Annotated in this window: 21 protein-coding genes and 1 pseudogene; 8 read left to right on the top strand and 14 right to left on the bottom strand. The window is 69.5% G+C overall.

Going from position 1 to position 26,250, the window contains the following annotated elements; all coding sequences use genetic code 11:
- The first annotated feature begins 33 nt into the window (after positions 1–33).
- Together OV427_RS26080 and OV427_RS26075 are read left to right on the top strand one after the other, a co-directional pair.
- On the top strand, positions 34–492 hold the full coding sequence (locus tag OV427_RS26080; protein WP_267858878.1) for a DUF3060 domain-containing protein: 459 nt from the start codon (positions 34–36) through the stop codon (positions 490–492).
- 169 nt (positions 493–661) lie between these two features.
- Positions 662–904, top strand: coding sequence for a hypothetical protein (locus OV427_RS26075; protein ID WP_267858877.1), 243 nt, complete (start codon positions 662–664; stop codon positions 902–904).
- A gap of 175 nt (positions 905–1,079) precedes the next feature.
- Here OV427_RS26075 and OV427_RS26070 read toward each other — a convergent pair whose 3' ends face one another.
- The 5 genes from OV427_RS26070 to OV427_RS26050 all read right to left on the bottom strand — a co-directional run bounded on the left by OV427_RS26070 (position 1,080) and on the right by OV427_RS26050 (position 8,533).
- Complete coding sequence (locus OV427_RS26070; RefSeq protein WP_267858876.1) at positions 1,080–1,628, bottom strand: hypothetical protein; 549 nt, start codon at positions 1,626–1,628, stop codon at positions 1,080–1,082.
- 35 nt (positions 1,629–1,663) lie between these two features.
- Positions 1,664–2,059, bottom strand: a complete 396-nt coding sequence (locus OV427_RS26065) for a hypothetical protein (RefSeq protein ID WP_267858875.1) — start codon at positions 2,057–2,059, stop codon at positions 1,664–1,666.
- Between the two features lie 140 nt (positions 2,060–2,199).
- Complete coding sequence (locus tag OV427_RS26060; protein WP_267858874.1) at positions 2,200–3,084, bottom strand: hypothetical protein; 885 nt, start codon at positions 3,082–3,084, stop codon at positions 2,200–2,202.
- The gene (locus tag OV427_RS26055) at positions 3,081–5,006 is read right to left on the bottom strand and encodes a HEAT repeat domain-containing protein (protein ID WP_267858873.1); all 1,926 of its coding nucleotides are present in this window, start codon (positions 5,004–5,006) and stop codon (positions 3,081–3,083) included. Before OV427_RS26055 ends, OV427_RS26060 begins: the two co-directional genes overlap by 4 nt.
- Positions 5,003–8,533: a hypothetical protein gene (locus tag OV427_RS26050; protein WP_267858872.1), complete on the bottom strand. Its 3,531-nt coding sequence runs from the start codon at positions 8,531–8,533 to the stop codon at positions 5,003–5,005. Before OV427_RS26050 ends, OV427_RS26055 begins: the two co-directional genes overlap by 4 nt.
- A 616-nt stretch (positions 8,534–9,149) precedes the next feature.
- Between OV427_RS26050 and OV427_RS26045 the strand changes: the two genes are divergently transcribed.
- Positions 9,150–9,764, top strand: a complete 615-nt coding sequence (locus tag OV427_RS26045) for a PH domain-containing protein (protein WP_267858871.1) — start codon at positions 9,150–9,152, stop codon at positions 9,762–9,764.
- Positions 9,765–9,824: 60 nt separating this feature from the next.
- Here OV427_RS26045 and OV427_RS26040 read toward each other — a convergent pair whose 3' ends face one another.
- Entirely contained in the window at positions 9,825–10,982 is a 1,158-nt protein-coding gene (locus tag OV427_RS26040) for a class I SAM-dependent methyltransferase (RefSeq protein ID WP_267858870.1), read from the bottom strand.
- A 196-nt stretch (positions 10,983–11,178) separates the two neighbouring features.
- On the opposite strand from OV427_RS26040, the gene OV427_RS26035 reads away from it, so the two are divergent.
- Positions 11,179–12,066, top strand: a complete 888-nt coding sequence (locus OV427_RS26035) for a hypothetical protein (RefSeq protein ID WP_267858869.1) — start codon at positions 11,179–11,181, stop codon at positions 12,064–12,066.
- Positions 12,067–12,079: 13 nt separating this feature from the next.
- Here OV427_RS26035 and OV427_RS26030 read toward each other — a convergent pair whose 3' ends face one another.
- Positions 12,080–13,900 carry a hypothetical protein gene (locus OV427_RS26030; protein WP_267858868.1) on the bottom strand — a complete coding sequence of 607 codons (1,821 nt, stop codon included), beginning with the start codon at positions 13,898–13,900 and terminating at the stop codon, positions 12,080–12,082.
- A gap of 56 nt (positions 13,901–13,956) precedes the next feature.
- Entirely contained in the window at positions 13,957–16,659 is a 2,703-nt protein-coding gene (locus tag OV427_RS26025) for an endonuclease/exonuclease/phosphatase family protein (protein ID WP_267858867.1), read from the bottom strand.
- 61 nt (positions 16,660–16,720) lie between these two features.
- On the opposite strand from OV427_RS26025, the gene OV427_RS26020 reads away from it, so the two are divergent.
- The gene (locus OV427_RS26020; RefSeq protein ID WP_267858866.1) at positions 16,721–18,439 is read left to right on the top strand and encodes a hypothetical protein; all 1,719 of its coding nucleotides are present in this window, start codon (positions 16,721–16,723) and stop codon (positions 18,437–18,439) included.
- A 22-nt stretch (positions 18,440–18,461) separates the two neighbouring features.
- Here the strand turns inward: OV427_RS26020 and OV427_RS26015 are convergent, their stop codons facing one another.
- Positions 18,462–19,226 (bottom strand): SDR family oxidoreductase, encoded by a 765-nt coding sequence (locus OV427_RS26015; RefSeq protein ID WP_267858865.1) that lies wholly within the window; start codon positions 19,224–19,226, stop codon positions 18,462–18,464.
- A gap of 132 nt (positions 19,227–19,358) precedes the next feature.
- On the opposite strand from OV427_RS26015, the gene OV427_RS26010 reads away from it, so the two are divergent.
- A complete protein-coding gene (locus OV427_RS26010) occupies positions 19,359–20,270 on the top strand; it encodes a LysR family transcriptional regulator (RefSeq protein WP_267858864.1) in 912 nt (303 codons plus the stop codon).
- 21 nt (positions 20,271–20,291) lie between these two features.
- Here OV427_RS26010 and OV427_RS26005 read toward each other — a convergent pair whose 3' ends face one another.
- From OV427_RS26005 to OV427_RS25995, 3 genes are all read right to left on the bottom strand, one after another.
- A complete protein-coding gene (locus tag OV427_RS26005) occupies positions 20,292–20,801 on the bottom strand; it encodes a hypothetical protein (RefSeq protein ID WP_267858863.1) in 510 nt (169 codons plus the stop codon).
- A 29-nt stretch (positions 20,802–20,830) separates the two neighbouring features.
- Positions 20,831–21,286 carry a hypothetical protein gene (locus tag OV427_RS26000; protein ID WP_267858862.1) on the bottom strand — a complete coding sequence of 152 codons (456 nt, stop codon included), beginning with the start codon at positions 21,284–21,286 and terminating at the stop codon, positions 20,831–20,833.
- Positions 21,287–21,653: 367 nt separating this feature from the next.
- The gene (locus OV427_RS25995; protein ID WP_267858861.1) at positions 21,654–23,105 is read right to left on the bottom strand and encodes a tectonin domain-containing protein; all 1,452 of its coding nucleotides are present in this window, start codon (positions 23,103–23,105) and stop codon (positions 21,654–21,656) included.
- A 17-nt stretch (positions 23,106–23,122) separates the two neighbouring features.
- Here OV427_RS25995 and OV427_RS50830 point away from each other — a divergent pair.
- Positions 23,123–24,039 (top strand): annotated as a pseudogene (locus OV427_RS50830) (alpha/beta fold hydrolase).
- A 186-nt stretch (positions 24,040–24,225) separates the two neighbouring features.
- Here the strand turns inward: OV427_RS50830 and OV427_RS25980 are convergent.
- Positions 24,226–24,717: a hypothetical protein gene (locus OV427_RS25980; RefSeq protein WP_267858858.1), complete on the bottom strand. Its 492-nt coding sequence runs from the start codon at positions 24,715–24,717 to the stop codon at positions 24,226–24,228.
- A 172-nt stretch (positions 24,718–24,889) separates the two neighbouring features.
- Between OV427_RS25980 and OV427_RS25975 the strand changes: the two genes are divergently transcribed.
- Positions 24,890–25,363 (top strand): hypothetical protein, encoded by a 474-nt coding sequence (locus OV427_RS25975; protein WP_267858857.1) that lies wholly within the window; start codon positions 24,890–24,892, stop codon positions 25,361–25,363.
- Positions 25,364–25,456: 93 nt separating this feature from the next.
- Here OV427_RS25975 and OV427_RS25970 read toward each other — a convergent pair whose 3' ends face one another.
- Positions 25,457–26,203, bottom strand: coding sequence for a hypothetical protein (locus OV427_RS25970; protein WP_267858856.1), 747 nt, complete (start codon positions 26,201–26,203; stop codon positions 25,457–25,459).
- Positions 26,204–26,250: the final 47 nt, after the last annotated feature.

Here is a 26,250-nt window from a genome sequence, read left to right as displayed (position 1 = left end):
CCCATACGCGGTCCTGAACCAGAGGAGACACCCATGTCGAAGAACAGACGTTCGCTGGTGCTGTCGGGATTGGTGGCGTGCCTGCTGGGAAGCCCGCTGGTGGCGGGGGCCCAGGGCGGCGACAAGGCGGGCAAGGACGGTGGCAAGTCGGCCCAGGACGCGGCGGCGAAGGCCATGGCCCCCCAGTTGGGCGCGGATGCGTCATCGGTCCAGACGAACGCCGAAGGCCGGCTGCAGGTCAGCGGCGCCATGCGGAAGGAGGCCGTCAGCTGCAATGCCGGGCAGGGCGTGGACATCGCCGGCACCAGCCATGACTTCCAGCTGTCGGGCGAGTGCGGCGACGTGCTGGTGTCCGGCAACAACAACAAGGTGAAGGTGGAGTCCGCCAAGGCCATCACCGTCATGGGCGTGGGCAACAAGGTGACGTGGAAGCGGGGCGAGCCGAAGCAGGAGACGCGCGGCACGAACAACTCGCTCACCCGCGAGAAGTAGTCCCTCGGGCTCCGGCTCCCGGAGCTGACACTCGACGAACCATGAAGCCCGACACCTCAAAGACTCGCGGCACCATGACCGAATATCCGCTCGGCTCCACGGCTGCGGGCCCATATGCCCTGACTCCCGGAGCGGACGGTGCGCTCTGGTTCACCGACCCATCACCGCCATGCCCTACGCCACTGCGATGTCGTGTGACCATGGCGACTCCAGACGCGCCAACATCGACCTGCGGGGGACCTCGTTCAAGGGTGCCCCCGGGTTCTTCGAGCTGCGCGGCTGGGGCCAGCATGGCTCCCAGGCCTACAGCTTCGCCGACCAGGTTGTCTCCCTGAAGGGCGGTGGCTACCGCGGCTGGAACGCGCCCCTGATGAAGGGCTTCTCCCACCCGAGCTCCCTCACGCGGGAGTGAGCTCCGCGCACGGCCTTCGTGTTTCCGGGCTCAGCGGCAGCTGGACTGTCCCGTGCAGGCTGGAGCCGAGGGGCGGAGCTGGGGCGACAACAAATACGGCCAGCCTGGCAACGGCACCTGGGCGTACCGGCTGTCTCCGGTCCAGGTCTGGTAGCCGGAGCACGGCGGGGCCCCGTCAGAAGATGGGCCCCTGCGCCTCGGACTTCAGCTTGCCCTCATTGAGCTGAACGATGAGGCTCCGCATGACCTCGCCGCGCTGGGAGTCGTCCATGGTGATGAGCAACTGCCGCAGCGTGTGCGCATCCTCCGTCCTCCACCGGCCGGAGCGCGAGGCCTCCTCGATGAGCTGGTGACCCTGCTTCTGCGCGACGAGCGTCTCGGCGGGCGGCTCGGGAGGAGGCCTGGGCGGCGCGGGCTGCTCGCCCCGGGCCAGGGCCAGCTCCTCTCGAAGCTGGGCCAGCTCCGTGCGCAGCGCCGCGAGGTCCGCCCCGGAGCCAGAAGGTTGGGCCGCCGCGCACTGGACCTGCTGCGAGCCGGCCTGCGCGGCCAGCCGCGCCGGAAGCGTTTCCAGCAAAGCCTGTTGGCCCTCGAGCAGGCGCAGCACCTCCTCGCTCCCGGAGGTGGGAGGAGACACGGAGCGATTCAGCGTGAGTCCCAGCCCGACGCCCAGTGCCAGCGTCGCGAGGGGGACCCACAGGGCCTGCGTCATGAAAGTCCTTGGCATGGAAGGCTCCCGGCGCGGAAGGTTGATGCGGAGGACTACGGCTCGCGCGGCGCGTAGCTCGACAGGTTGCTCACGTACAGGTACGTGCACGCGCCGCTCGCGTCATAGGTGAAGTAGAGGTACGCGTCGCCCGACTGGGACGTCGCCGCGGTGACGATGGCGGGGTTGCTGGACGTGCAATACGCGGAGACGCCGCTCGCGTCCTGGGCCAGGCAGGTGACGCTGCTGCTTCCGGAGCTGAACCCCAGGACGGCGCAGCCGATGTACTGGTTCGCGTCGGCGCTGCCCCGGGCAGTGCCCATGGAGCCATAGGCAACACGGGTCGAGGTATTGATGCCGACGTTATAGACGGTCTTGACGCCGGCCCAGGCCGCCGTGCCCGCCAGCAGTGTCCCCACGAGGCCAACCGTCATCAGGTTCTTCGTCTTCATCTGCTCGTTCCTCCCGGACCGCCGGATGGCGAGTCCCCCTCGGCAAAATCCGAGTCACCCGAGAGAACGACCATGGGCAGATTCCGTCAGCGACGCGGCCATGACCCGGTTGTTCGCCGTGGGGACGGGAGGCGTCATCGTCACCCGCCCCTGAGAGAGACCTCCAGCTCGAGGCGGAGTGTTCCCTCGCCCTGGGCCGTCATTCCCTGGAGCGCGGCCGCATGCAGGGGCGCGACGCGCGCGGGGCCACGCAGGTCGAGCCTGCGCGGCGTGCCTGTCGCGAGGTCGAGCGACAGGGTTCCTCGCAGGTGGCTGTTGATCTCCAGCGGCGCCTCGACCAGCGAGACATCCATCTCCACGTCCACGAGGGCAATCTTGCCGATGGGGTCGCCCCCGCGCAGCCTCGCACGCACGCTCGAGCGCCGCTCGCTCTCGTCGGGGCCGAACTGGAACATGCGGCTGAGCACCGCTTCCAGTTCCGGCAGCCGCTCGCCGGGCGTCATCTGCGTTCCCGCGAGCACCCGTCCAACGTCGGACAGGTCGCCGAGCGAGTCATCGACCATCTCCAGGACGCGCTCGCGCTGCTCCGGGCCCACGGGCCGGCCCTGCTCGGTCACCGTCCGCGTCCCGCCCTGACTGACGGCGAGGAAGGTATGTCCCTCCAGCGCTGAGGGCGCCGAAGCAGGGGTGTCGCTGTCGCGGTCCTTGAGGACGGTGAGCTCGAGCTCCAACCCACCCGTGCCCTCCTGGAGCACGCGGTAGCGCGTCACGTTCTCCACGTTCCAGCGCGCGGAGGCGGTGCGAGGCGGAGCCCCTCTGCGCTCACGCACCTCGGTCTTCACGTCCAGCGCCAGGGCGAAGCGCAGCTCCGCTGCCCGGGGTGCCTCCTCCCGGCCGAAGAGGATGTTGACGCGCTCGAGGGAAGGCGGGGGCGCCGCGGGGGCGGGAGTGCTCTCGGAGGTGCAGGCGGTCCAGGCCAGGGCACAGGCACACGCGAGGCCCCATCGCCAGGTTCTCGGCCTCATGGGGGGCCACTCCCCGCGCTGGCGGTCAGGGCCCGCCGAGCGAGCTCTCGCACGTTGTCATCCGCGTCCCCGCGCGCCGCCTGCTCCAGCAGCGCGCGGGAGCCGCGCGCCTCCGGTGGCGCGGCCGTGAGCGCCTCGACGACGGCGCGTCGCACGGCGGGCTCCGGGTCGTTCGCCAGCACCTCCTCATAGAGGGACAGGTATTCCTCCATCGCCCGCGCGCGAGAGGCGACCACCGCGGCGGTCCGCACGTTCGGGTCGCGGTCCTTGCGGATCCGCTGGGCCAGTACCACGTCGGCCCGTCCACCCGGGACGAGCCGGAAGGCATCCACGCCACGCGCTCGGACCCGGGGGTCTCTCGAACCCACCGCCGAGTCCAGGAGGGCGAGCACGTCCGCCCGGTCCGTGCGCGCGTTGCCCAGGGCCGCGAGATAGGTCCCCCGGATGTCGTCATTCGGCGCTTGACGCGCGAAGGCCACCAGCGCGTCGACCAGGGGCTTCGCGCGCTCCCGGGGCACGTGCCCCGCGACACGCCCGAGTCCGAGCGCCGCGCCCCGCGCGAGGGCGTCCTCGCCTGTCCGGGCCAGATTCCCGAGCGCCGTCGCGATGGCCGGCGAGGGCTCCCTCAAGCCACCGGCCTGGATGATGGCCAGTCGGGCCGCGGGCTCCGGGAGGCGCCTCGCCTGTTCGAGCAGCTTCACCAGCGCGCGCTGGCACGCGTCATCTCCCACCGTGCGAAGCGCGGACAGGGCGACCACGTCGATGATTTCCTGCGCGCCATGCTCGACCACGAACGCGCGCAGGGCCTCGGCCGCCTCGGGGCGGGCCCGCAGCGCGCGCACCAGTTCGCGCAGGACGACGCTCCTCAGTCGGTCCCGGTCGAGCGGAGGCGCGTCGCGAAGCACCCCCAGCCGCAGCAGCGCGGACTCCACGGTGGGCGGGGGTGTGTAGCTCTCCGCCCCCCTCGCGAAGGTGGCCAGGGCGATGGCCTCGAAGGCCAGGGGGACGAGAGGCGGCTCTGCTTCTGGAGAGGCTGCCGGAGGCGCGGCGCCCTCGATTCGCCGCAGCGAGGCCGTCGTGGTGGAGGTGGTGCGGATTCCCTCCGCTCCCGAGGCGCCGGCCGTCAGGACGAGCTCTTCCTCCAGGCGCGCGTCGAGGACGTCTCCCCATGCATCGAGCGTGTAGACGCCCTCGCCCGTCACGGAGGAGCCACTCCCCTCCTTGCCGTCCGTCGACGAAGGCATTGCGTAGAGCCGTGAGTACGCGGTCCGGGACTTGCGGAGTCGACCGTCGCGAAAGGCATAGCGCGCCCGATACGTACCGGTGAGGTCTTCCTCCTCGACGGAAGCCTCGCGCGTCGCGGCGGGAGGCAGGGCGGGACGGGAGAAGCGCGAGACGGCGGTCACCAGCCCGACGACGAGAGGCTCGTCCCTCGCGGCGGCCTCCATGCGGAGTGCGCGAAGCGCGCCGTCCGGTGCGACCTCCAGCTCGAAGGGACGCGCGAGGAGCGCACGCAGCGCCGCGCCCGCCTCCGGTGGCAGCGTGGCGTCGAGCGAGACGACCTCGAGTTCCACAAGGTCGAGCGTGGCTCGCAAGGTGACGGAGGAAGCCGTGACGGAGCGCACGCCCAGGGAGAGATTCCCACGAGCCCGGACGCGGCCGCTCGCCGCGGTGGGGGCCGCGTCGGTGCCCTCCAGCCCCGCGAGGCGCGTGGTGCTCTCCCATTCCAGCGCGTAGCGCGTCCGCGTTGCGGGGCGGGGCGCATACGCGGTGGGGGGGCCCTTCGACCCGTCTTCACCCGAGGGCCGCTCCGGGGCACCGCCCGTCGGGGCCGCGGGCGCCTCCTGGCCTGGAGCGTTCGTGCAGGCCAGGAGTGACGCGGCGCAGAGGCCGACGAGCGAGGCGAGGAGGTGGCGCGTCATGGAGGAGCGCAGTTGGGGGCGAACAGCGGGCAGCATGCATTCCAATCGGAGCTGAAGGGGCGTGAAACGCGCGGGTCCGGGTAGCCCGGTCCATTGGGGTAGGGCGCCGGACAGGGGTCGTCGCACCGCTGGGCGCCGCACTTCTCCCCGCCGCACTTGAATTTCAGTGGGCTGCCGCGTGTGCCGAGCTCCGAGAGCGCGTGGTCGCACGTGCATTGCTCCCCGCTCGCCACCGTGTCGACCAGGTCCTTCAGCCGGCCGTAGTCGCCCCGGGCCTCCGACAGGAGCTGCTCGTACCTCGCGATGCGCGCGTTCCACTCGGACTCCAGGCGCACGAGCTCGTCGAGAGTCGCCTGGTTCGCCGCGCGCCACGCCGCCAGCGACGGGTCCGTGCGCACGGAGTCGACGTAGGCCTTGAGGCAGTCGAAGGTGGCCTTGTCCACGCGGATGTCGCAGTGGGGCGGGGCGAGCCCCGGGAGCGGGAAGAGCGTCGCGTAGGCTTCGACGGTCGCCTGCCACGAGTGCTTCGCCCGGTCGATGTCCTCTCCCACGGCGCCCGCGATGTCCGTCACCGTGTCCTGGATGTCGGCGAACGGCCCGCACGGGAAGTCCTGGCACGCGGGCGGCCGGGGCGCTCGACCCAGGCACATGTCCGTGACGCTCAGCCCCGCGGCGTGAAGCTCGTTCTGGCAGCCCAGTACGACTGCGGAGACCGAGGGGTACTTGAAGTGGGGCCAGCACGGCGGACGGTCCGGGCCTGGCAGCGCGTCCAGCGGAGGCAGCGGATCCTCCGGCGGCATCACCTCCGGAGCGGGCGTGCCTTCGTAGTCGTAGCACTTCGTCTCGCAGCGCTCCCAGAGCATGCCGGAGAGCCCCTCGCCCTCCCACTTGAAGAGGCGCTTCGACCAGCGCTTGTTGATGCGCACGAAGCCCAGGCGGATGCGCATCTGCGCGAAGACGTTCACCTCTCCCTCGAGCATCCGCATCTCGTAGGGCACCGTGAAGCAGTAGCCCGCGAGCACCACCTTCCGCTCGGGGTTGGTGGGCGGCAGTTGTTGGATTCCGCCCTCCACCCGCGCGCCGGCACGCACCTTGAGCACGACGAGCACCGCGTCGATTCCCGCCCCAATCTTGATGCGGCCTCCCAGGAGGCTCACGCCGATGCCGCCCTCCAGGTACGCGCTGACGCCGCCTCCCACGCCCGCCTCCGCGCCCATGCCAATCGCCTTGCGGGAGGCCGCGAAGCGCACGTAGGCCACGGCCCGACCATACGCCCCCACCTCGACGAAGAAGGGAATGGGCGTGTAGACCGTGTAGCTCCAGGGCGGGAAGAGCTCCTGGTCGAACATCTCCCACTCGTGGTTGATCTTCTCGATTTGAGCCGCGCCCGAGTCCGAGCGTTCGAACTCCCACGCCACCTCTTCGAGAATCTTCACCTCGGTGCGGATGCCCCAGTCGTACTGGAAGCCCTGGGGGCCCGAGTAGGTGAGGCGCGCGTTGCCCTGTCCCTTGGCGCTCGCCAGCCAGATTCGCCGGCCGAAGCGCAGCTCCGGCCATGGATCCGCAGCGACCCGTGAGCAGGCCTTGGAGCCCGCGTCGATGATGCACGCGGGATGCGGCACTGGCAGTCCACTCAGGAACGGAGGCTTGGGCACGAGCACCTGGAGCCCCGCCGTCATGTAGGCCCACGCGCCCGTGTCCACCATGTCTCCCGCGCTGGGGTCGGTCACCAGCGCCACCCACAGGTTGCGCCCGGCCGCGGCCGACCAGCCCCAACCCCAGACACCGAGCCGCGTGGAGCGTTGGAAGAACTGGCCCGCCTCCCACTTCTTCGGCGCCGAGTTCACCAGGAAGTCCGCGGAGCCCTGGGTGCAGCACGCGTCCTGGGGGAACTCGTTCCAGCCGAGTCCTTCACCGGGGAGCGTCTCCAGGTCGTCGAGCTGTTCCCGCGCGCGGTTCGCCGTGTCGCCCTCGCAGAGGCGTGGCTTGCACGATTCGCTCTTCGACGTGTCCATCTGACAGGCCTTCGACAGGCGCTCCAATTCCTCGCGCGCGCTGTCGAGCGCGTCATCGATGCAGTCGTCGAGCGCCTCCGCGCTGAGCCCCGCGCACAGCGAGCCCAGGGGCTGCTTGCCCAGACGCGCGAGCGCCCGGTTGATGAAGTCGTCGTAGGGCGTCGTCAGGTCCAGCCCCGCCGACTGCGCCTGGGCGATGGCGTCGGTGAGGTCCCGCTGCGCCTGCTCCAGGGCATCGAGGTACGGCGCGGCGGCGTCCTTGAAGCGGGTCCAGGCGTCGAGCCCTTCCGGCGGAAGGGGCAGTCCTCCCGGCGGGTGGGCGATGAAGTCATCCACCTGCGCCTGGTAGTTGCGCAGACAGGCCGCGTAGCTCGGCGACGTCGAGTCGCAGAGGTTGCGAGGGGCGCCGGGCAGCGAGAGGCTGTCGAAGCCCGAGGCGCCCAGCCCATCGAGCAGGCGCTGCTGGAGGGCCTCCAGCACGCGGCGAGGACCCCGCGTCGCATCCTGGACCTGCGCGTCGATGTCGTGGATGCGCTGCTTGACCTCGTCGGCGAACCGCTCCGGCTTTTCCAGCAACCGGGCCGGGAGCTGCGCGCAGTACTTCGCGAGCTCCGTGCCGGCCAGTCCCAGCTCCAGCTCCGGAGGGCACGGGTCGCAGCTCGTCTGGCGCGCGGTTTCCGGGTCGCTCGGGCACTCGTCGCAGCGGATGAGCTCCTCCTTCTTCTTCTTCTCCTCGGGGTCCTCGGGTGGCGTTTCCGGACGCACGTTCTCGCTGCGGACCGGGTGCTCGCAAATCTGGGCGCAGTACCCGACGTTTGTCGTCCAGCCCTTGCAGGCCTGGGGGCACCGCGCCGGAATCACCCGCTCGACGCGGCCGGTGACGGGGTCTTTCTCCTGCTGGAAGAGCACGGTCGCCGAGTGGTCGGGCATGCCGTACTCCGCATACAGGTCCCCGTTCTCCTCGTCCTCGCAGCAGCGCACCTCGACGCATTCGCAGGCCCCGGCGTCCTCCACTCCGGCGCACGTTGGCACGCAGGTCTGGTAGTCGAGCTCGGTGACCTCGTGCTCCGGGCCCTCCGCGTAGACGATGTCGCCGTTCTCGTCCCGCACGATGACCGTGCTTCCGTCCTCGGTGAGCCGCGTCTTCGGGATGCGCTCCCGCACGGACCGCGTGTGCTGCGAATAGAGGGTGCTCCCCACCGCGTAGTAGAGGCCGTCCGGGCTGGAGCAGCAGGGGGCGGGCTTCTCCTCACATTCCGTCTGCGGCGTCTCGTCCGGGATGCGATTGTCGGGAGGACACTCCAGTCGGCCCACCCTGACGTAGCGGCTCGTGTCACAGGCCCGTGTCGTGTCGATGGGGCCGTCCATCTCACGCATGGCGTAGCGCGGCACGCCGGCGGAGTCGAAGCAACAGATGTTCTCCTGGGTCTCCCCCTCCACCCTGCACGCGTCGGTCGCGGTGTACTCGAGCTCGGGAGGGCAGAGCTCGAGCGGCCGTTCCCGCGCATCCATGAGTCGGGCGTGGCCGTCCTGGTCCTTGCAGCAATGTCCGAGGCGAGGCGGGTCCGGCGGCTCCTCCTGGGAGGGCCCCGCGTCGGAGGGCCCCTCATCCCGGAGCGAGTCCTCCCTGACGCTGGCCTCCCGCGCGTCCTCTTCACAGGGCGTGCATGCGAAGCTTGTTGCGACGACAAGACTCACGAACCACAGCCGTTGCCACGACCCCGTGGTGTGTCTGCGCATGCTTGCACCCTCCGCGAGGCGCGAGGGTACACCAGGAGGGTGAGAAGCCTTCTCTCGAAGTGAAGGCGAATGAGCCACGCGCTCGCGCGCATCCTGGATGGATGCACATGAAGGTCCCCGCGTAGGCCCGGCAAGCCCTCGAGCCCAGCCAGGCCTTGGGGTTGAGCCATTGCATGGTTGCGCCATGGAAGAAGGTCACGAGATTCACGGGCCCGGGAGAAATCGATGCGGCAAGGGCAAAGCGCGCTCCGGGCCGATGAGCCGAACGGAGCCCCGGCCGCTTTCGTCGCTCCGGGGGTGCGCTTAACAGGGACCTGCCTCGCCTATCGTGGAGTGGGCATCACGCCCACATCACCAGAACCGGGTCTCTACCCTTCGGGAGAACGAAATGTTTGGGAAGCTCGCCGCGGATGCCCTCGGACTCAGCGACATCGGCTCTGTCATCGCTCCGGCGGACTACGACAAGGTGGATTCCGACGACTACGTGATGCACGAGGACCAGGAGAAGATCTTCTTCCTCATCAAGTCCAAGTCCGACGAGTACTGCTTCACCAACAGGGCGCTCATCCATCTGGATGGCACCAGCGCCGCCAGCAAGAAGCGCATGCTGCGCCGCTACAGCTACGGCTCCCATCCCATCTCGAACGTGATGCTGGAGACGGCCGGCAACATGGACATGGACGTGGAGATCAAGTTCCACCTCGGCACGAAGGACTTCTCCATCGACGTGCACAAGAAGCAGCTCGAGCAGGTGAAGGACCTCTACAAGGCGCTGTTCCGCATCTCCGAGCTGATTCGTGAGAATGAAATCCTGCTCGGCCACGCCAAGGCCAGCGTCGAGGTCGCCTCCTCCACGCTCGGTCGCGGCCAGGCGGGCGCCACGCCCACCGTGGAGGCGTTCAAGGAGCTCAACCAGGCCGCCTTCGCCTGGCTCACCGGCGCCCAGCAGAAGTACCACGTGAAGGACTTCGGCTCCGTGTTCGAGCGCTACATCAAGGCCTGAACCGGGACAGGCACCTCCCCCGCGGGCCGCCGCGCTCGAGAGCGCGGCGTGCCCATGCGCCTACCTGGAAGCGGGCACCAGTCCGTAGAGGGTGGTGACCTCCCGGGAGCGCGCGGCGTGCAGCGGGTCCGCCGCGTCCTTCGCCTTGGAGTGCCGCGCCGGGGTGGACTTCCGCCACGCCACCGTCAGGCCGCAGCGCGCGAACTGCTCCTCCAGCCACCCGGGTGGACGCAGGCCCAGCAGCACCGCGAGGTCCGACAGAATCAGCAGTCCCTCGCCGCCCGGGGTGAGCGCGGCGGGGAGCCCTTCGAGGAAGCGCCGCAGGAACTGGCTGTCCTCGTCGAACACCGCGCGGTCCACGCGGTTCTTGGGTGGCTCCGGAATCCACGGCGGGTTGCAGACGACGAGGTCCGCCCTTCCCTCGGGGAACAGGTCCGCCTCCGCCACCTGGAAGCGCTGCGAGAGGCCGAGCCGCTCCGCGTTCTCCCGTGCACACGCCACCGCGCGGGAGTCGCAGTCCGTGGCCTGCGCGAACGCCGCGCCACGCTGCAAGAGGAGGAAGGAGAGCACGCCGGTGCCGGTGCCCACGTCGAACACGCGCTTGCCCTTCACGTCCGGCACGGCCGCCAGCAGCTCCACGTAGTCGGTGCGCGTGGGCAGGTAGACGCCGTAGTGCGGATGGAGCAGGCCCTTGAGGCCGGGGACGGCCAATCCCTTGCGCCGCCACTCCGCGGCCCCGAGCATGCCGAACAACTGCTTGAGCGGAACGACGGTGAAGTCCTCCGTGGGCTCGCCCCACACCTGCCGGCACGCCAATGAGACATCCGGCGCGCGCGCGAGCTCCAGGCGGTAGTTCCGGTCCAGCGCGACGACGATGCGCGACAGCGTGGCGTGCTCCAGCTGCCGCGCCCGGCGCTCGGCCCGGAACGCCTCCAGCGGCGAGCGGGCCTGCGAGGGCCTCTCCAGTCGCCGACCCAGCGCGCCGAGGAGCTGCTTCGCGTTGTGGAAGTCGCCGGTGTAGCGCAGGAACTCGCCCCGGCGGACGCGCTTGAGCGCGGTGTCGGCGCTGAGCCGGTCATCCACGGGCGACAGGCGCGTGGGCGCGGGCTCGTCACTCTCCGAGTGCCATGTGAATGCGGCGCCGGGAGGAAACTCGAAGGGCGCGGCGGCGGGCTTCGGCCCCTCCTGGGCGGCGGCGGGTCGGCGGGGGCGGTGCATGGGCCTGGGGTAACACGTCCGCGCGCCACCGTCGCGCACTCGGTGGAGCAGGCCCGGTGAGAGCACCTCTTTGCGCCGCGGCCATGCGACGCCAGCGCTCCGCGCCTGCCTCCACCGCGTGGGGCCAGAAGGCGCTCTGCTATCGTGGGCGTTCCGGCGGTGCGAGTCCGTGTCCGCCAGTCCCCGGGGGCCTCTCATGCGCGCCGTCAGCTCCTTCTTCCAGCTCCTCCGTGATGGGGAGTACGGCACCCTGGTGGTGGTCGCCGTCGTCGCCATCATCCTGGTGTGGGCGCGGAACCAGGCGGAGTCCCGACAGGCTCACCTCAAGGAAGAGCAGGCGCCCCCGCTCGAAGCGGAAAAGCCCCCACCGCCCATGAGAGCCCCGGCGGGGGTGCCTCGAAACCTGAAGCTGGCGGTCGGGGCCCTGGCCCTCCTGATGCTGGGAACAGTCGCCGCCCTCTCCATGCGGGAAACCCATGCGGAGGCGACCCTCCATGTCCTCGCCGTGGGCGAGCAGGGCGTCGAGCTGACCCTGAATGGTCAGCCCGCCGCTCCCTTCCAGAGTGAGGGCAGGCACTTCCAGTTCCACCTGGGTCGCGGCATCCACAAGGTGAGCCTGAAGGACCCCACGTTGGACCTCCCGCACACGCTCATCTTCGACGTGAGGCCCGGGGATACCCACCTCGCGCTCCCCGTCTCTCCCGACCTGTGCATGGTGCGCTTCAACGTTGCCCCATTCATCCACGAGGCCGCGGCGTCCACCGAGGATGGCCTGCCTCGCGAGCAGAAGCTCCAGCAGATGCTGATGCAGGCAGGGGAAGTCGAGCGTCACGGCGACCCTCGAAAGCCCGTGCATCTCCTCGCCAGCACCACCCGCTTCCAACTGGAGCCCCTGCCCGCCCAGGACGGTCAGGACTTCCTGATGGCCCAGATTCCCTGCCAGGACGCCCAGCAGCCCATGACCGCCCTCGTCAGCGCGGGGCTCCGAGTTCCCGGCCTCCGCGAAAGGATGGGAGTGACGGCCGAGGACCTCGAGCTCCTCTCGGGCGCGGGCGGTGCCGAAGCAACGAGCCCCGCGCCCTGACGGCCCATCCCGTCTACCACCCCGCCATGCCGGGCCGGCTCGGGTACGGGTAGCAGCAGGCTGGATAGGGGTTCTCGGACAGCTCGGGGGCGCCCTCCGTATACGCGAGGCTGACCGTCTCCCAGCTCCGCACGTCCCCCTCGGTGGGCCCCACGCCATCGTCGCCAAAAGGCAGGCGGACGAGCGCGCCGCCAGGAAACGCGGGCTCGTGCTTCAACCCCAGGCCCACCCGCTCCTCGGCGAGCGCCACCGGCGGGAGCTGCACGCGCACCTCCACGTGCACGGTGCCCAGGTCATTCGAGGGCTCGGAGACACGCGCCTCCCAGCCCCACAGCTCCGGGCTGAGGGCCTTGTCGAAGGTCCCCACACACGTCCCCTTCCCCTGGTCCTCCGGCGTCACCGTCGCCTCCGTCCCTCCGGAGGGGATGCTGTAGCTGAAGCGGATGCGCCGGTCCTGCGGCCCGGGCGATGCGGGGCTCGCCTTGCAGCCCCGCCCCTGGAGCGTGGTGAGCCGTCCATCATCCAGCCACAGCGTCACCGTGCCGCCCTCACCACCCGCGGCCGCGCCATTGCCCGCGAGCTTCAGCGACGCGTACAGCGTGCCCGTGTCCTTCGAGTGCACCAGCGACACCTGCGTGGGCGCATGCGCCGGGTTGCCGTAATCCACCACCAGGAAGCGCGTGGCGTTCTTCAGGTCCGAGCCCCGCACCACGCCATCCACCACCGGCTCCGCGAACACGGCCCAGCTCCCCGCCCAGGCCTGCCCCACGGACTGCGAAGGGACATAGGTGGTATTCGGCGTGGCGCGCACCACCGTCCAGCCGCCATACGTCCCTCCACCCGTCCACTCCTCCGGGCCGCTGCCCACGCGGATGGGCGACTTGTCCGGGGTGCGTCCGGAGAAGTCATGCTCCTCCACCACGCGGCCCGAGCCCCCACGCACCACCACCCGGTCCACCCGCGCGGTGTCCAGGCCCGCGCTGCCGCTGCCATCCTTCGTGTACGCGAAGCGCACCTTCTTCGTGCCCATGCCCACGCTCAACCGGATGTGGTGGGCCTGGTTGCGTCCGGACGACGACCACACCGGCGCGCCTGGCTTCGGCTCGGCCGCGTCGTAGATGTAGACGTTGAGCGTGTCCCCCACCTCTGAGTCCACAAAGGCGTCGAACTCCAGCGCGCCCTTCCAGGGGGGACAGGTGGGGTTGCACAGGATGGGGTTCCACGTGACGGTGCGCTCCATGAACGACGTGGTGCCATGCCGCCCCGCCTGCACCACCGGCCGCATGGCGCTCTGCTGCACCCCCGGGTTGCTCGGCCGCCAACCGCCGCCGAAGCCCGCCGCCACCCAGCCCACGGGGACCGTGGTCGTCAGCGCGTCGAAGCGGTGGATTTCGAAGCGGCCCATGCCTCCCGAGGAGAATGCCGCCACGTCGTCCACCCAGGCGGTGTCCGTCCCCTCGGTGCCGGCCGCGTCCTTCTTGTAGGCAAAGCGCACCTTCACGCTGCCACTGGTGGCCACGTTGAGCCGCTGGCGGCCCCGGCGATTCAGCCCGGACGCGGACCACACCGGGTTGACCAGGTCATTCACATACACGAGCAGGAAGTCCTTCCCCGCCTCCGAGTCCACGAAGTAGTCGAACTCGAGGGCGTTGGTGCCCGCGGGGAAGACGATGGTGCGCTCCAGCCAGGATATCTGCCCGTGCTGGTCGACCATGGCGGCCGGGCGCTCCATGCGGCGGTCGATGACAGGCATCCGTGTCGCGGCGGAGGCCTGGAGGGAGAGGAACAGCGACAGGGCCAGGGCCAGGGCCCACCACGGCAGGACGGTTCGCATGGGATTGGGGACAGCGCGGGAGTGCGAGGCGGAGAGCGGAGCGCGGCGCGGAGGGCTCATTGGCACTTCCCCGCCTTGCAGAGGGTGCCGGCCGGGCAGCCGTCGTTCGGGCCCACGTGGCAGGCGGGCCGCGCGTGACTCACGCGGTACACCATGTCGTACCAGTACTCGTCATCGTCGGCGCGCCAGCTGTACTTCCCGGCGGCGGCCGCGTCCTTGTCCGGGAGCGCGGCGGGCAGCGCCGGAATCTGGAGCGCGGAGGGCCTGGGCTGGAAGTACTGCTCGCCGCCAATCCCCTCGCCGTCCTGCCACAGGTTGGGCACCACGGCCTTCTGGAAGGCGCCGGTGAGCGCGTGCGGCAGGGCCCGGTTCGGGTTGCCGGTGCCCGCTTCGTTCAGCAGCGCGCCGTCATACATCTCGTTCGTCTCGTCCAGGGACCCGTCTCCGTCGTACCAGCGGGACACCCAGAGACAGTCGGGGTGCGCCATGTTGCTGGACTGGCGGCACTCGGACTTCTGGTTGGCCCCGTCGAAGATGAAGCGGGTCCAGATGTCGTCGCCTCCCACGTCGGTCTCCTCGACCTCGCAGGCGATTTGCAGCGGGTGGAAGTAGCTCAGCGACGTCTCGAACCAGACCTTCAGGTCGGTGGCGGTGGTCTGGTACTTGCTGTCGCGCTTCACCCGGAGCAGGTACTTCTCCGGTAGGAGATTCGCGGTGCCGGGCAGCTGCCCCGCCCCGGCGGTGTGGACGAGCACGTTGCCGCCGCCCGGAGCGGCCTTCCACGGCTCCACGGACGCGATGCCGCTCGTGATGAGGACGTCGTTCTTGTCCGCCAGCGTCGCGCTGAAGGGCGACGGGTCGAACACCACCGGGTCCGTCGACTTCGGAGGCAGGTTCGTGTGGACGTGGAACGTCAGCGTGGGCGGCTTGTTCTTCCGGTCGTGCTCGGTGACGAACTTGAAGAACATGGTGTCGCTCGTCCCGAGGAGCTTGTCGGGCCAGGGGCGCGTCAGGGCCACCGCGGGCTCCAGCGGGCAGGCCTCGGCCGGGGACGAGCAGTCGAAGCGATGGAACGAGATGGTGTACGGCCGGTTCCCCACCGTGCGGTCCGGCTTCGCGGCGGGGTCCGACGCCCGGGTGTCCACCCCGAAGACGCGCACGTAGTACGGCGGCCTGGATGCGGGATAGGTGCACTGGAAGGCGCGGGTCTCCTTCACCTCCTCGCACTCGCCGTCGAAGGGGGTCAGCGGCTTGGACAGGTCACTGCCCTGGTACACCGCCCAGCTCACGCGGGAGCCCGTCACCGTCACGCGGAACGGCTCCGCCTGGTCCAGCACGTACCACTGCATGCTGCCGGGGAAGGTGAGCAGGCCATCCGTGAAGGTGACCGTCCTGGCCACGGGCGAGTTGGGGTCCTTGAGGTCGAACGCCACCGGCTCCGGCCCGTTCGGGCTGGTGACGCCGGGCGTGGGGTTGCTCGCGTCGTCCACCTTGCGCGGGTGCGGGCTGCACCGGGGCGCCACCTGGTTCACGTCGATGGTGAGGGAGATGTGGTCCGACCACTCCTTGCCCTGCACCGCGCGGGTGAGGTGCTGGGTGCAGTACTCGCGCTCGCGGTTGGCTTTGTCCGGGACGGGCTTGTTGTGGAGGATGTAGTCCAGCCGCTCGCCGTCGGTGGGGCCGGTGAACTCGGTGGCGCCGCCGTTGTTGGAGGACGAGTGCGTCTGCCCCACGTCCAGCGGCGAGGTCTCATACGCCCAGCTGTCGACGAAGAAGGTGCCTTTGGCGGAGGCAGGCTCGTAGGTGCACGGCTTGTGCTGGCAGGCCCAGTAGCCGCCATGCTCGTTCCCGGTGTCGCTGAAGATGTATTGCCACTCCGTGAATGACTTCCACGTCACCGCGTCCAGGTCCGGGTCCCCGGTGCAGTAGAGGTTGCCGAAGGGGTCGTAGTCACAGACGGGGACGAAGGGCGGGCGGCGGGAGTTCTCGTGGTGGCGGCTGCCGTTGATGTTCAGGTCGCCGACGACGTAGATGGGCTCGACGTTGCGCTTGGAGGCGCTGATGGAGGTCTCGATGATGCTGCGCATCGTCTGGAGCTGGCCCCGGCGGTCGTCGAAGTCCTCGAACCAGCGCCACGCCTCCGTGTCCGGCAGGCTGGACTGCATGTGGGTGAAGCCGACGTTGAAGGGCAGCGAGCCGTCACACTCGTTGAGGATGCGCACCAGGGCGAAGCCCTTGTTGGCCCAGGCGTCCGCGCCGTTGGTGTTGTCGCTGGTGTAGATGTCCCAGCTCGCGATGTTCTCGTCGTAGAAGCCGTCGTGCCAGGTCTCCTGGAAGCCCTCCTCGTTGATGATCTTGTCCAGCGCGGCGAAGCCGTACTTGGAGAAGAGCATCAGCCCGCTGTCGTTGTCGGTGTCGTGCTCGTCCAGCGTGTAGATGTAGTTCGGGTAGCGGGTGAACAGCTCCTTCACCAGCACGTCACGCGCGTCGTCGTCGTTGGCCTCGTTGAGCACCACGACGTCCGGGTCCTCGGCCAGGATTTGCAGCGCGATGTCCCTGGCCCGGTCCGTGTGGGGCCTGCCGTAGTTGAGCTCCGTGTTGTTGGGCGTCACCTGGAGGTTGAGGTTCCAGGTCTTGATGCGCAGCGAGGCACCTATCTCCTTCGTGCATATCGCACGCGCGGGTAGGGCTCCGAGGATGCAGCAGCCGAGCGCCAGGGCACCCAGCCACGCGCGGAGGGAAGAGACAGGTAGGCTCATGATGTCTCAACGACGTGGGCTGAAAATCTTCTCCTCCCCCCTGACTCCTGGACGTCACCACATGGCGCACCCTTCCTTCCGGCTCCTTCCCCTGCTCGCCATCCTGGGTTGTGGCGGCACGGCTTCCCCGAACGTGGAATTGGCGCAGCTCACCTCCCCCCTCATCGCGGATGCGCCGCTCAGCCCGGCGTCGGACGTGTCCACCTCCAACGTCACCGCGGGAGACGGCAGCACGGCGGACCTCTACGCGAAGGTCATCGACTCGTCCGACCAGAGCTTCGTGCGCGCAAAGAGCGGCTTCACCACGGGCAACATCACCTTCGGATTTCCGGCCGCGCCCGCGGGCACGCTGACCCGGGTGGACATCATCGCCCGGACGGGCAACGTGGGAACCACCGCCGCCTCGGGGACGCTCCGGTTCGACGTTCTCGACGGTGCCACGCAGCTCGGCACCGTCACCCAGACACTCTCCGGCGTTACGACGACGGCGGACTACTCGGGCACCGTCGTCACGTCGCGGACGCTGACGGAGCTGAGCCCGCTGCGCGTGAAGGTGACGCTCACCAACACCTCGGGCGCCGTGAAGCTCGCGCGGCTCTCCGTCAACCTCGTGTACCGCCAGCCTCCGGTCGCTGTCGCGGGGACGATGACCCGCTCCGGCGTTCCGCCCGCGAGCGCCACCTACGTCTCCAGCGCCATCGTCATGCTGGACTGGGCGGACCTGGAGACTGCTGACCAGGTCTTCAACTGGCTGCCGCTGCGGCAGGCCATCTCCAGCGTCACCAGCGGGACGGGGGTGACCAACGTGAAGCTCCGCATCATGGCGGGCATCGCCGCTCCTGCCTTCGTCAAGCGGGCGAATGACGGGGCGGGCCCGCAGTACGTCAATGCGCCGGCGACTTCCGAAGGTGCGGCCGTCGACTGCTCCGTGTCCACGCAAGGCGGCGTGGGCGGCTACTACCCGGCGGGCGCGAACTGCGTGCCGTTCTTCTGGTCTCAGGCGTACATGGACGAATACCGGGAGCTGATGAGCGCGCTCCAGGACGAGCTGCTGACGAACTCCACGCTGTACGGGGGCAGGACGCTGGACCAGCTCGTCACCACCGTCGTCGACTCCGCCTGCATGACGGCGTACGCCGAGCCCTTCTACCGGGCGCAGCTGAAGGGCTACACCCACCAGCGGCTGGCGAACGCCGGCCTGTCCCATCAGACGGACCTGGACTGCCACATGCGCGCCATCGATGTGCACCGCGAGGTCTTCGGCACGTCGCGCCGCACGGCGCTCGCCATCAACAAGTGGGACGTCGTGCAGCCCGGCTGCACCGTGAGCAGCCCGTCCGACCAGTGCCGCACCCAGGTCTGGTCCAACACGTCTCCCTGGGGCGTGCGCGAGCTGTTGGAGAACCACGCGAAGCCGAAGCTCACCTTCGGCGGTGAGCTGCTGCTGGAGGTGCAGAACAACGGCATCGGCGAGGTGGCCACGGACCGGTGCACGGGTGGCGCGACGGGGCTGACGAGCTACTTCTGCTACCTCCGCGACTACAGCGGGCCCCGGGGCGTGCAGACGGAGAACTGGCAGAACCTCAACTCGAGCTGCACGGACCTGTACCTCGCCCTCGACAACGCGGTGGCCATGAACAGCCACTTCGCCGAGCTCCCGGGTGGCTTCGGCGTCTGTGACCATTCCGTCCTCGCCTGCTACGACGAGAAGCTGAGGGACCTGCAGGCGGGCCTGTCCAACGGCTGCAACTGCGTCACCACGCCGGCCTGCCGGCAGTAGCGCCGCGTCCCGGGGCGGCGCCTCACGTCCGGGTAATCGACACGCCGCCGTCCACCAGCGTCGCCGTGCCCGTGACGAAGGAGGCGTCGTCGGAGGCCAGGAACAGCACCGCCCGGGCCAGCTCCTCGGGCGTGCCCACCCGCTTCAGCGCGTGCAGCCCGGTGACGAACGTCTTCGCCTCGGGCGTGGCGTTCACCGCCTGGTACATCGGCGTCTCGACCGCGCCCGGCAGCACCGCGTTCACCCGCACGCCGCGCGGTCCGTACTCGGCGGCCAGCGCCTGCGTCAGGCCAATCAGCCCGGACTTGCTGGCGGAGTAGGCCGCCGTGCCGGGGAAGGCGAAGCTGTACCCGACGAAGGTCGACGTGAAGATGATGGAGCCCGAGCCCTGCTTCACCATCGGCCCGAGCTGGTGCTTGGCGCCCAGGAAGGCGGCGGTCAGGTTCACCGCGAGCGCGTCGCTGAAGCCCTTCTCGGAGACCTCGGTGCTCGGCCCGCCTTCGCCGATGATGCCCGCGTTGTTGAAGGCGATGTCCAGCCTGTCGAACCGCTGGAGTGCGAGCGCCACGAGCGCGCGGGCGTAGTCCTCCGAGCGGACGTCACCGGCCAGCGCGACGGCCTCGCCTCCGTCCGCGGCAATCTCCGCGACCAGCTTGTCCAGCTCCTCCTTGCGCCGCGCGCCCACCACCAGCTTCGCGCCCTCGGCCGCGAACAGCTTCGCCGTGGCCCGCCCGATGCCCGCGCTCGCGCCCGTGATGATTGCGACCTTGCCGTTCAACCGCTCCATGTGCCTGCTCCCGTCGAGGCCCGCGGCGAGATGCCCGGGCCGATGGGAGAGATGTACTCATCAGCATCTGTTGGAGAAAGGCACTGAACCTGCTTTGCTCATTCAGCTTTCCTGAATGATTGGAGCCCGCGCATGGACCGACTGCGTGCCTTCGAGGTCTTCGCCACGGTGGTCCAGCGCGGCAGCTTCACCCGTGCGGCGGACGCGCTGGACACGTCCGCGGCCAACGTCACCCGCTACGTGAACGAATTGGAGCGCCATCTCGGCACCCGGCTGCTCCACCGCACGTCGCGCCGCCTGTCGCTCACCGAGAGCGGCCAGGCACTCCACGAGCGCGTGCGCGGCATTCTCGACGACGTGGCCGAGGCCGAGGCGTTGGCCTCCGCGAGCACCGTCCAGGCACGCGGCAGGCTGCGGCTCAACGCGCCGCTGAGCTTCGGCATCCTCCACCTCGCGCCACTCTGGCCGCGCTTCATGGCCCTGAATCCCGACGTCGAGCTGGATGTCTCCCTCTCCGACCGCGTCGTCGACCTCGTCGAGGAGGGCTACGACCTCGCCATCCGCATCTCACGCGGAGGCGCCGCCGCCAGCCAGGTCACGCGCCGGCTCTCCACTTCGCGCAACGTGGTCTGCGCCGCGCCCGCCTATCTGTCGCGCCATGGCAGGCCCAAGCGCCTGGAGGACCTCGCCGCGCATGTCTGCGTTGCGTACAGCAATTCGTCGATGGCGGAGGAGTGGCCGCTCACCGACGCCGCTGGCAACATGCGCGTCGTCCGCATGCGCAGCGTGATGCAGGCGAACAACGGCGACACCGTCCGTGCCGCCGCGCTCGCGGGCCGTGGGCTCATCTGGCAGCCCACCTTCCTGATTGGCGAGGACCTGCGTGCAGGACGCCTGGTCCGCGTGCTGCCGGACCACTCGCTCCCGGACATCGACATCCTCGCCGTCTATCCGAGCCGGCGGCACCTCAGCGCCAAGGTCCGCCTGATGATCGACTTCCTCGCCGAGCAGTTCCGAGGCACTCCTTCGTGGGACAGGGCGTGACTCGCGGGCGGAAGCGCGGGCTTAATCCGCGCTGAGAGGATTCTCTTCTTCCGCGCAGTAGGGTGGACACCGGATGCCATCTTCCACGGCCTCCGCGGAAACGCCGGTCACGGCAGCGTCCCCTGGCGACGAGAGCTTCGTGAGGATGTCGTTTCCGCGCGCGTCGTAGGGCACCAGCACCAGACGCGTCTGCCCCGCCGCATCCAGCCCCTGGTAGATGCGCACGCCGGTCGCCGGGTTGCCGCTGGAGTCCTTCGCGTTGAGCAGCGCGGCGATGGCGTCGCGATTGAAGCTCTCGGACTGTTCGAGCGCGAGCCGCGCCTTCATTCCCGGATGCTGTCCGTGGAGCGCTTCACGCGTCTCACGGAAGTGGCGGGTGTAGCCCGCCGCCACGTCCATCGAGATGAAGTGCTTCTTCGCGGCGACCAGGTCGAAGGGGATTCCACCCGCCTTCTCAGGACCCGGGCTGTCACGGAAGCCCAGGGACATGAGTGCTGCCACGGCGACGAGACCTGCGACCTTGCGTTGCATGGAGGTTCTCCCTTGCTTTGGGGTCCGACTCAGGACCGTTGAGGCGCTGATGCGCGGCCGAGTACGGCTCCCAACTGAGCCACTTCCCGGTGCGGAAAAGGGTGTGACCAGACGCGGCCAGTGCTCACGGCGCTCCATGCCGGGTCTGATTCGAGACGCCGCAGCGCTCGCCAGATGACGAGCGCGAGTTCTTCAGCGGTGCCGCCCTCCAGGAGCACGGACGCCGCGCCCGAAGTGGTGGCCCGCACCGCGACCTGGTCGCCTTCACGCTGGAAGTTCCAGGTGGCCTCGCTCGGCTCCAGGAACCACACCACGCGGGCTTCTCGCCGCCCGGCGACGAGGTCCAGAGCCGCCACCGCCAGCATCGCGAGCGAGTCGCCCGGCACATCCGACACATCGAGCAACACGCTGCGCTCGCGGTCGGCAAGCTCCACCTGCAGCCAGCCGTGATGTGGCGAGCCGAATCTCAGCTCGAGCTGGCTCATGCCCACGTCCTCTCCACCCTCGCGGCCCATCCATGACAAGGCGACGCGGTGAGCTTCCGCCGGAGACAGCGAATGCGCAAAGGGTAGGTCCGCACCCGGCGGTCGGCCGCTCGCGACGGTAGAGTCCGTCCCTCGATGGACCTCGCTAGCGAAGACGCGGCACTCACCCTGCTCGGCCTCTCCGTGGGCGACGCCTTCGGCGAGCAGTTCTTCCCGTGCCCGGCCATCGCGCCCCGGTATGGGTGGCCGCACGCGAGCCGCTGCCGGCCTGGCCATTCGAAAATCAGAAGACGCCTCCCTGACGTGTCATCACGCGGACTGACACGTCAGGACACGTCAGGACGGAGCGCCGCCTACGTGCGCACGACTACGGGACCCACTTGTAGACCATGCCCGTGGCGTTGATGCCCCAGACGGTGCCATCACCGGCCACGGAGATGTTCCGCAGCGCGCCGGGCATGGACTGCCAGGCCGAGCCGGACCACTTGAAGATCTGGTCCGAGCCGTTCAGGGCCCAGATGTTCTTCGCGTTGCCCACGGACACGTAGGTCATCCCCGCGGGGATGTTCCAGGTCCACTTGCTGCCATCCCAACGGAGGACGCGGTTGGAGTCCGGGGGGTTGGTGGCCCACAGCTCCCCGTCGGAGCCGATGGAAATCTGGCTGACGCAGCAGCCCTTCTTCTCCCAGGTGGCGCCGTTCAGCAGGTAGTGGGAACCGCCGTTGTCCAGACCCCAGGCGGAGGCGGCGTTGACGGCGGCCACCTGCTTCATCCCGGTGGGGATGTTCCAGGTCCACTTGTTGTTGGCGACGTCCAGCTTCAGCACGCGCAGCGAGTCGGGAGGGTTCGTGGCCCACACGGTGCCGTCGGCGGTGACGGCGAGCGTGCTGACCGTGCCGGCCTTCCGCTCCCACGCCGAGCCAGTCCACTTCCAGGGATAGCCGGCCGTATCCAGCCCCCAGACGGCGTTGGCGTTGCCCACGGAAACCTGCTTGAGCGTGGCGCCCACGGGCCCCGCCACCAGCTGCCAGTCCGGCCTGGCGGGCGGCGCGGCCGGCGGGAACAGGTCGCTCCACTTCAGGGTGAGCTTCGCGTCAGACTGGCCGGCGAACACCACGTTCCGGCCGGTGGAGTCCACGGTGATGGCATACACGTAGCGGGAGCCGGGCTTCTCCCACTGCGCGACGACCTTCCCCGCCGCGTCATAGGCGACGATGCCCATGGCCACGCGGTTGTCGAGGTAGCTGAAGGCCCAGTAGGTGTAACCGCCCCACTTGACCACGGGGCAGGTGGTGGCCGCAGCGCCGGTACCCGGCCCCTGCGTGCACGTCACCTTCATGCCCGCGGGAACGGCGGGCGGCGCGTTCGCCGGTACCTGCACGACGACGGGGGGCGGGAACAGGGCATCCCACGTCATGGTGATCTTCGCGTCCGACTGACCGGCGAACGTCACGTTCTTGCCGGCGCCGTCCACGGTGATGGCGTACACGTAGCGGGAGCCGGGCTTCTCCCACTGCGCCACGGCCTTGCCCGCGGCGTCATAGACGACGATGCCCATGGCCACGCGGTTGTCGCCGTAGCTGAAGGCCCAGTAGGTGTAGCCGTGCCACTTGAGCACGGGACAGTTGGCGGCCGCGGCGCCGGTGCCGGGCCCCGGCGTACACGTCACCTTCATGCCGGCGGGGATGGCGGGCGGCGCGTTCGCCGGGACCTGCGCGACGGTGGGCGTCAGCTGCGCTTCGGCGCGCGGGGCGGCCGCGAGCACCAGCAATCCCACGGCGAGCGCCGCGAGGTTCGGGAGTTTCGAGTGAAGGCTCATGGGCTTCAGGTCCTCTCATGCTTCGGGGTGATGACGGCTGCGCCGCCCCAAAGCACGTCGTGTGCCAGCAGCCTGGTGACCGCGAGCTGAGCGCCGCGAAATATGCTGGGCCCATGACGGCACCCGAGCGGTTCGAGGTCGTACAGGGGCAGACGCGACTCGCGGGCGAGCACGCGGGGCGCGGGCCGGCGCTGGTGTTCCTGCATGCGGGAGTGGCGGACCGGAGGATGTGGCGCGCCGAGCTCGCGGCCTTCGCGCCCACGCACCATGCGCTCGCGTATGACCGGCGCGGCTTCGGAGAGAGCCACGGGGTTGCCGAATCCTTCAGCCACGTGGACGACCTGCGCGCGGTGCTCGACGCATTGGGCGAGGGCAGGCGGTGCTGGTGGGTTGCTCACAGGGCGGACGCGTGGCGCTCGACTTCACGCTGGCGCATCCGGAGCGGGTGCGGGGGCTCGTGCTCATCGCGCCCGCGGTGAGTGGCGCCGTTGCTCCCGCCGCGCCCGCGCCCGCCGTGGCGCGCCTCTACGCGAGCATCGAGGAGGCGGAGGCGCGGGGAGAGGTGGAGCGCGTCAACGCACTGGAGGCGCACCTGTGGCTGGACGGGCCGCAAGGACCCGAGGGCCGGGTGGGCGGCGCGGCACGTGCGCTGTTCCTTGAAATGAATGGCGTGGCACTGCGCGCACCATCTCCCGGCGCGGCGCAGGAGCCCCCTCCCGCGCTGCCACGGCTCGGAGAGCTGCGCGTGCCGACGAGGGTGGTGTGCGGAGACCTGGATGTGCCGCACCTGAAGGAGCGCTGCGCACTGCTCGCGCACAGCATCCCGGGCGCGGACCTGCGCATGATGCCGGGCTGCGCGCATCTGCCCAACCTGGAGCAGCCGCGTGTCTTCGAGCTGCTGGTGCGTGAGTTGCTCGCGCGACTGGACGCCTGAGGATTCCCGGGCGCAGCAGCCTCACCATCCCACTCAAGACGCGGCCCGGTTCCACGAGCGCCGCGCGCCAGGCGGGCACGAGGCTCGCCCCCGCGAGCACCAGGCCCTCTCCCGCCACCTGCCGCAGCACGTCCGCGCCACCTGCCCCGAGCGCGAGCCGCATACCGAACTCGTACGTGCGCTGGCTCAGCCCGCGAAGTCTTCGGGGTCGATGAAGGTCAGGGTGTCGATACCCGCCTCCTCGACCACGCGCCGGACGGAGTCATGAATCAGGATGACATTGACCGCCTCCGCCAGGCGGAACAACAACGCCCCACCCGGCTCCGCCCCGGGCCGCTTGCCAATCACGTTGAACGCAACGAAATCGGTATGGACCGTCTCGGTCAGGGGGTCGCGCAGCGTAGCCGGATAGACCGCGAGGTTGTCCACCCCCGCCTGCACCAGCGCCGTGTGCAGGCGGCGGGACATGACGGTAATCGGCGTCAGCCACAAGTCCCCCAGCACCCACCCTTCTTCATCCGTGCCGCGCAGCCCCAGCGCGATGGGCGTGGGCGGCGGCGCGGCAAACGCCACCCCGGTCATCCAGCTGCGCAGGGGATTGTCGCGCGTGTAGTGAAGCCGGGCGCGGCTGCCGGTATCGGGGTCCTCCACGCGCAATACGGAGTAGGGCTGCGCCATGCGTCGCTGTCCTTTCAGGGGTTCGAGAGCCTACTCCGCCGCACGCGGAGGCATTCAAGCCTCCTGGAGTGACGGCGCGTCTCCACGGTGCGCACCATAGGCGTGGAGGAACCGGCTCGGGGCCGGGACATGGGCTGGACGGACGCGGCAACCCGCCCAGGGAGGCTGGCGCATGACACTGGAGGACGTGCTTCCCCTCATCACCTTCCTGCTGGGCGCGGTCCTCACGCTCATCACGGAGACCACCCAGTACCGTCGCCAGATCCGACGTGAGCGCGAGGTCAGAGCCACAGAGAGAGCAGACCAGCAGGCCAGCGCCCGCGCCGAGTTCCAGGCGCAGACGATGCTGGCACTCCAGGAGTCCCTCTCCGAGGTCATCAGCCACATGCAACAGCGGGTCTTCAGGAGTCAGCTCTCGGCGGAGGAGTTCAAGAAGCTGACGGTGGCCCAGGTCCGGACGCTCATCCTCAACGTCCGGGTCCAGGACGATGCGTTGCGGGAGCGTGTCAAACGCACCGTCGCCGTCTTGATTGAGCTCTCGGAGACCCATGAGCCCGCCAGGGTCAGCAGCCTGTGGTCGGAGGCCATCGCCGGCTTCTACGAGGCGAACGAACGGATGGGAGTCCTCCTGCGCGCCCCCGGGTGAGCCTCCGCGCACGCTCGAGGCGCTCGAGCGGAGTCTCCGAGGCGCGGGCAGCCCCATGGGCGGCCCGCGCCATTTCCACCTTCGGACGTCGCGTCAGTAACAGGTGCCTACGCCACTGCAGCTGCAGTTGTTGCTCGCGAACGAGTAGTCATCGGACGCGGCGGCGAAGCTCCCCAGGCCGTAGTCATGCTTGGCGCAGTCCTGCGTGTACGCCGTCGTGCCCACGCACGGCGGGGTGCTGGTGATGCCGCAGCCCTGACCGCAGCGCCCCTTGCAGCCGTTGTCACCGCCGTTGCAGCTGCAGCCCCGGCCCGCCTGACGGTAATAGCCGGACCCGATGTACTGCGTCCCGCAGGTGCACGAGAGGTGGACCCAGCCGCGCTCCGACACGAACTCGTACGACGTGAGCACCTCGCCCACGGGGACGATCTGCATGAAGCTCGTCTGGCGCATGGCCGCGTCCTCGACGCGCGTGCGCGGCGTGGCCTCGTCCTGCGGGATGATTTTCGAGATGCCCCCCAGCAGGGGCTCAATCAACTGCGCCTGCGCGGCGTCGAGCGGGGCACCGGTCGGCATGAAGTTGCCGACGCCCTGGTTGTAGTCGAGGTGGAACGCAATGACCGGGTCACCGAAGTCGTAGGTCACCTCGACGACCTTGGACTCGGTCTCCACCACCAGCACGCGCACGGACGCGCCGCCCGCGCGGTACGTGGCCTCGAGCGTCGTCTCGTCATGCTGGAGGAGCGCGAAGCCTTCCGCCTCTTCCTCCTGCCCCTTTGGCCCGTTCGAACAAGCCACTGCCATCGACAGCGCGACTGCACACAGGAACAGCCTCTTCATCGGGGTCTCGATTCCGTGACACGGGTTGGCACCCAGGAAGCCTGTCG

It is taken from the genome of Pyxidicoccus sp. MSG2 (genome assembly GCF_026626705.1).
GTDB lineage: Bacteria > Myxococcota > Myxococcia > Myxococcales > Myxococcaceae > Myxococcus.
This window is presented reverse-complemented; position numbering and strand designations above follow the sequence as displayed.

Coding starts and splice junctions, on each gene's coding strand:
- OV427_RS26080 (WP_267858878.1), top strand. CDS start 34: ATGTCGAAGAACAGACGTTCGCTGGTGCTGTCGGGATTGGTGGCGTGC.
- OV427_RS26075 (WP_267858877.1), top strand. CDS start 662: ATGCCCTACGCCACTGCGATGTCGTGTGACCATGGCGACTCCAGACGC.
- OV427_RS26070 (WP_267858876.1), bottom strand. CDS start 1,628: ATGCCAAGGACTTTCATGACGCAGGCCCTGTGGGTCCCCCTCGCGACG.
- OV427_RS26065 (WP_267858875.1), bottom strand. CDS start 2,059: ATGAAGACGAAGAACCTGATGACGGTTGGCCTCGTGGGGACACTGCTG.
- OV427_RS26060 (WP_267858874.1), bottom strand. CDS start 3,084: ATGAGGCCGAGAACCTGGCGATGGGGCCTCGCGTGTGCCTGTGCCCTG.
- OV427_RS26055 (WP_267858873.1), bottom strand. CDS start 5,006: ATGACGCGCCACCTCCTCGCCTCGCTCGTCGGCCTCTGCGCCGCGTCA.
- OV427_RS26050 (WP_267858872.1), bottom strand. CDS start 8,533: ATGGATGCGCGGGAACGGCCGCTCGAGCTCTGCCCTCCCGAGCTCGAG.
- OV427_RS26045 (WP_267858871.1), top strand. CDS start 9,150: ATGTTTGGGAAGCTCGCCGCGGATGCCCTCGGACTCAGCGACATCGGC.
- OV427_RS26040 (WP_267858870.1), bottom strand. CDS start 10,982: ATGCACCGCCCCCGCCGACCCGCCGCCGCCCAGGAGGGGCCGAAGCCC.
- OV427_RS26035 (WP_267858869.1), top strand. CDS start 11,179: ATGCGCGCCGTCAGCTCCTTCTTCCAGCTCCTCCGTGATGGGGAGTAC.
- OV427_RS26030 (WP_267858868.1), bottom strand. CDS start 13,900: ATGCGAACCGTCCTGCCGTGGTGGGCCCTGGCCCTGGCCCTGTCGCTG.
- OV427_RS26025 (WP_267858867.1), bottom strand. CDS start 16,659: ATGAGCCTACCTGTCTCTTCCCTCCGCGCGTGGCTGGGTGCCCTGGCG.
- OV427_RS26020 (WP_267858866.1), top strand. CDS start 16,721: ATGGCGCACCCTTCCTTCCGGCTCCTTCCCCTGCTCGCCATCCTGGGT.
- OV427_RS26015 (WP_267858865.1), bottom strand. CDS start 19,226: ATGGAGCGGTTGAACGGCAAGGTCGCAATCATCACGGGCGCGAGCGCG.
- OV427_RS26010 (WP_267858864.1), top strand. CDS start 19,359: ATGGACCGACTGCGTGCCTTCGAGGTCTTCGCCACGGTGGTCCAGCGC.
- OV427_RS26005 (WP_267858863.1), bottom strand. CDS start 20,801: ATGCAACGCAAGGTCGCAGGTCTCGTCGCCGTGGCAGCACTCATGTCC.
- OV427_RS26000 (WP_267858862.1), bottom strand. CDS start 21,286: ATGAGCCAGCTCGAGCTGAGATTCGGCTCGCCACATCACGGCTGGCTG.
- OV427_RS25995 (WP_267858861.1), bottom strand. CDS start 23,105: ATGAGCCTTCACTCGAAACTCCCGAACCTCGCGGCGCTCGCCGTGGGA.
- OV427_RS25980 (WP_267858858.1), bottom strand. CDS start 24,717: ATGGCGCAGCCCTACTCCGTATTGCGCGTGGAGGACCCCGATACCGGC.
- OV427_RS25975 (WP_267858857.1), top strand. CDS start 24,890: ATGACACTGGAGGACGTGCTTCCCCTCATCACCTTCCTGCTGGGCGCG.
- OV427_RS25970 (WP_267858856.1), bottom strand. CDS start 26,203: ATGAAGAGGCTGTTCCTGTGTGCAGTCGCGCTGTCGATGGCAGTGGCT.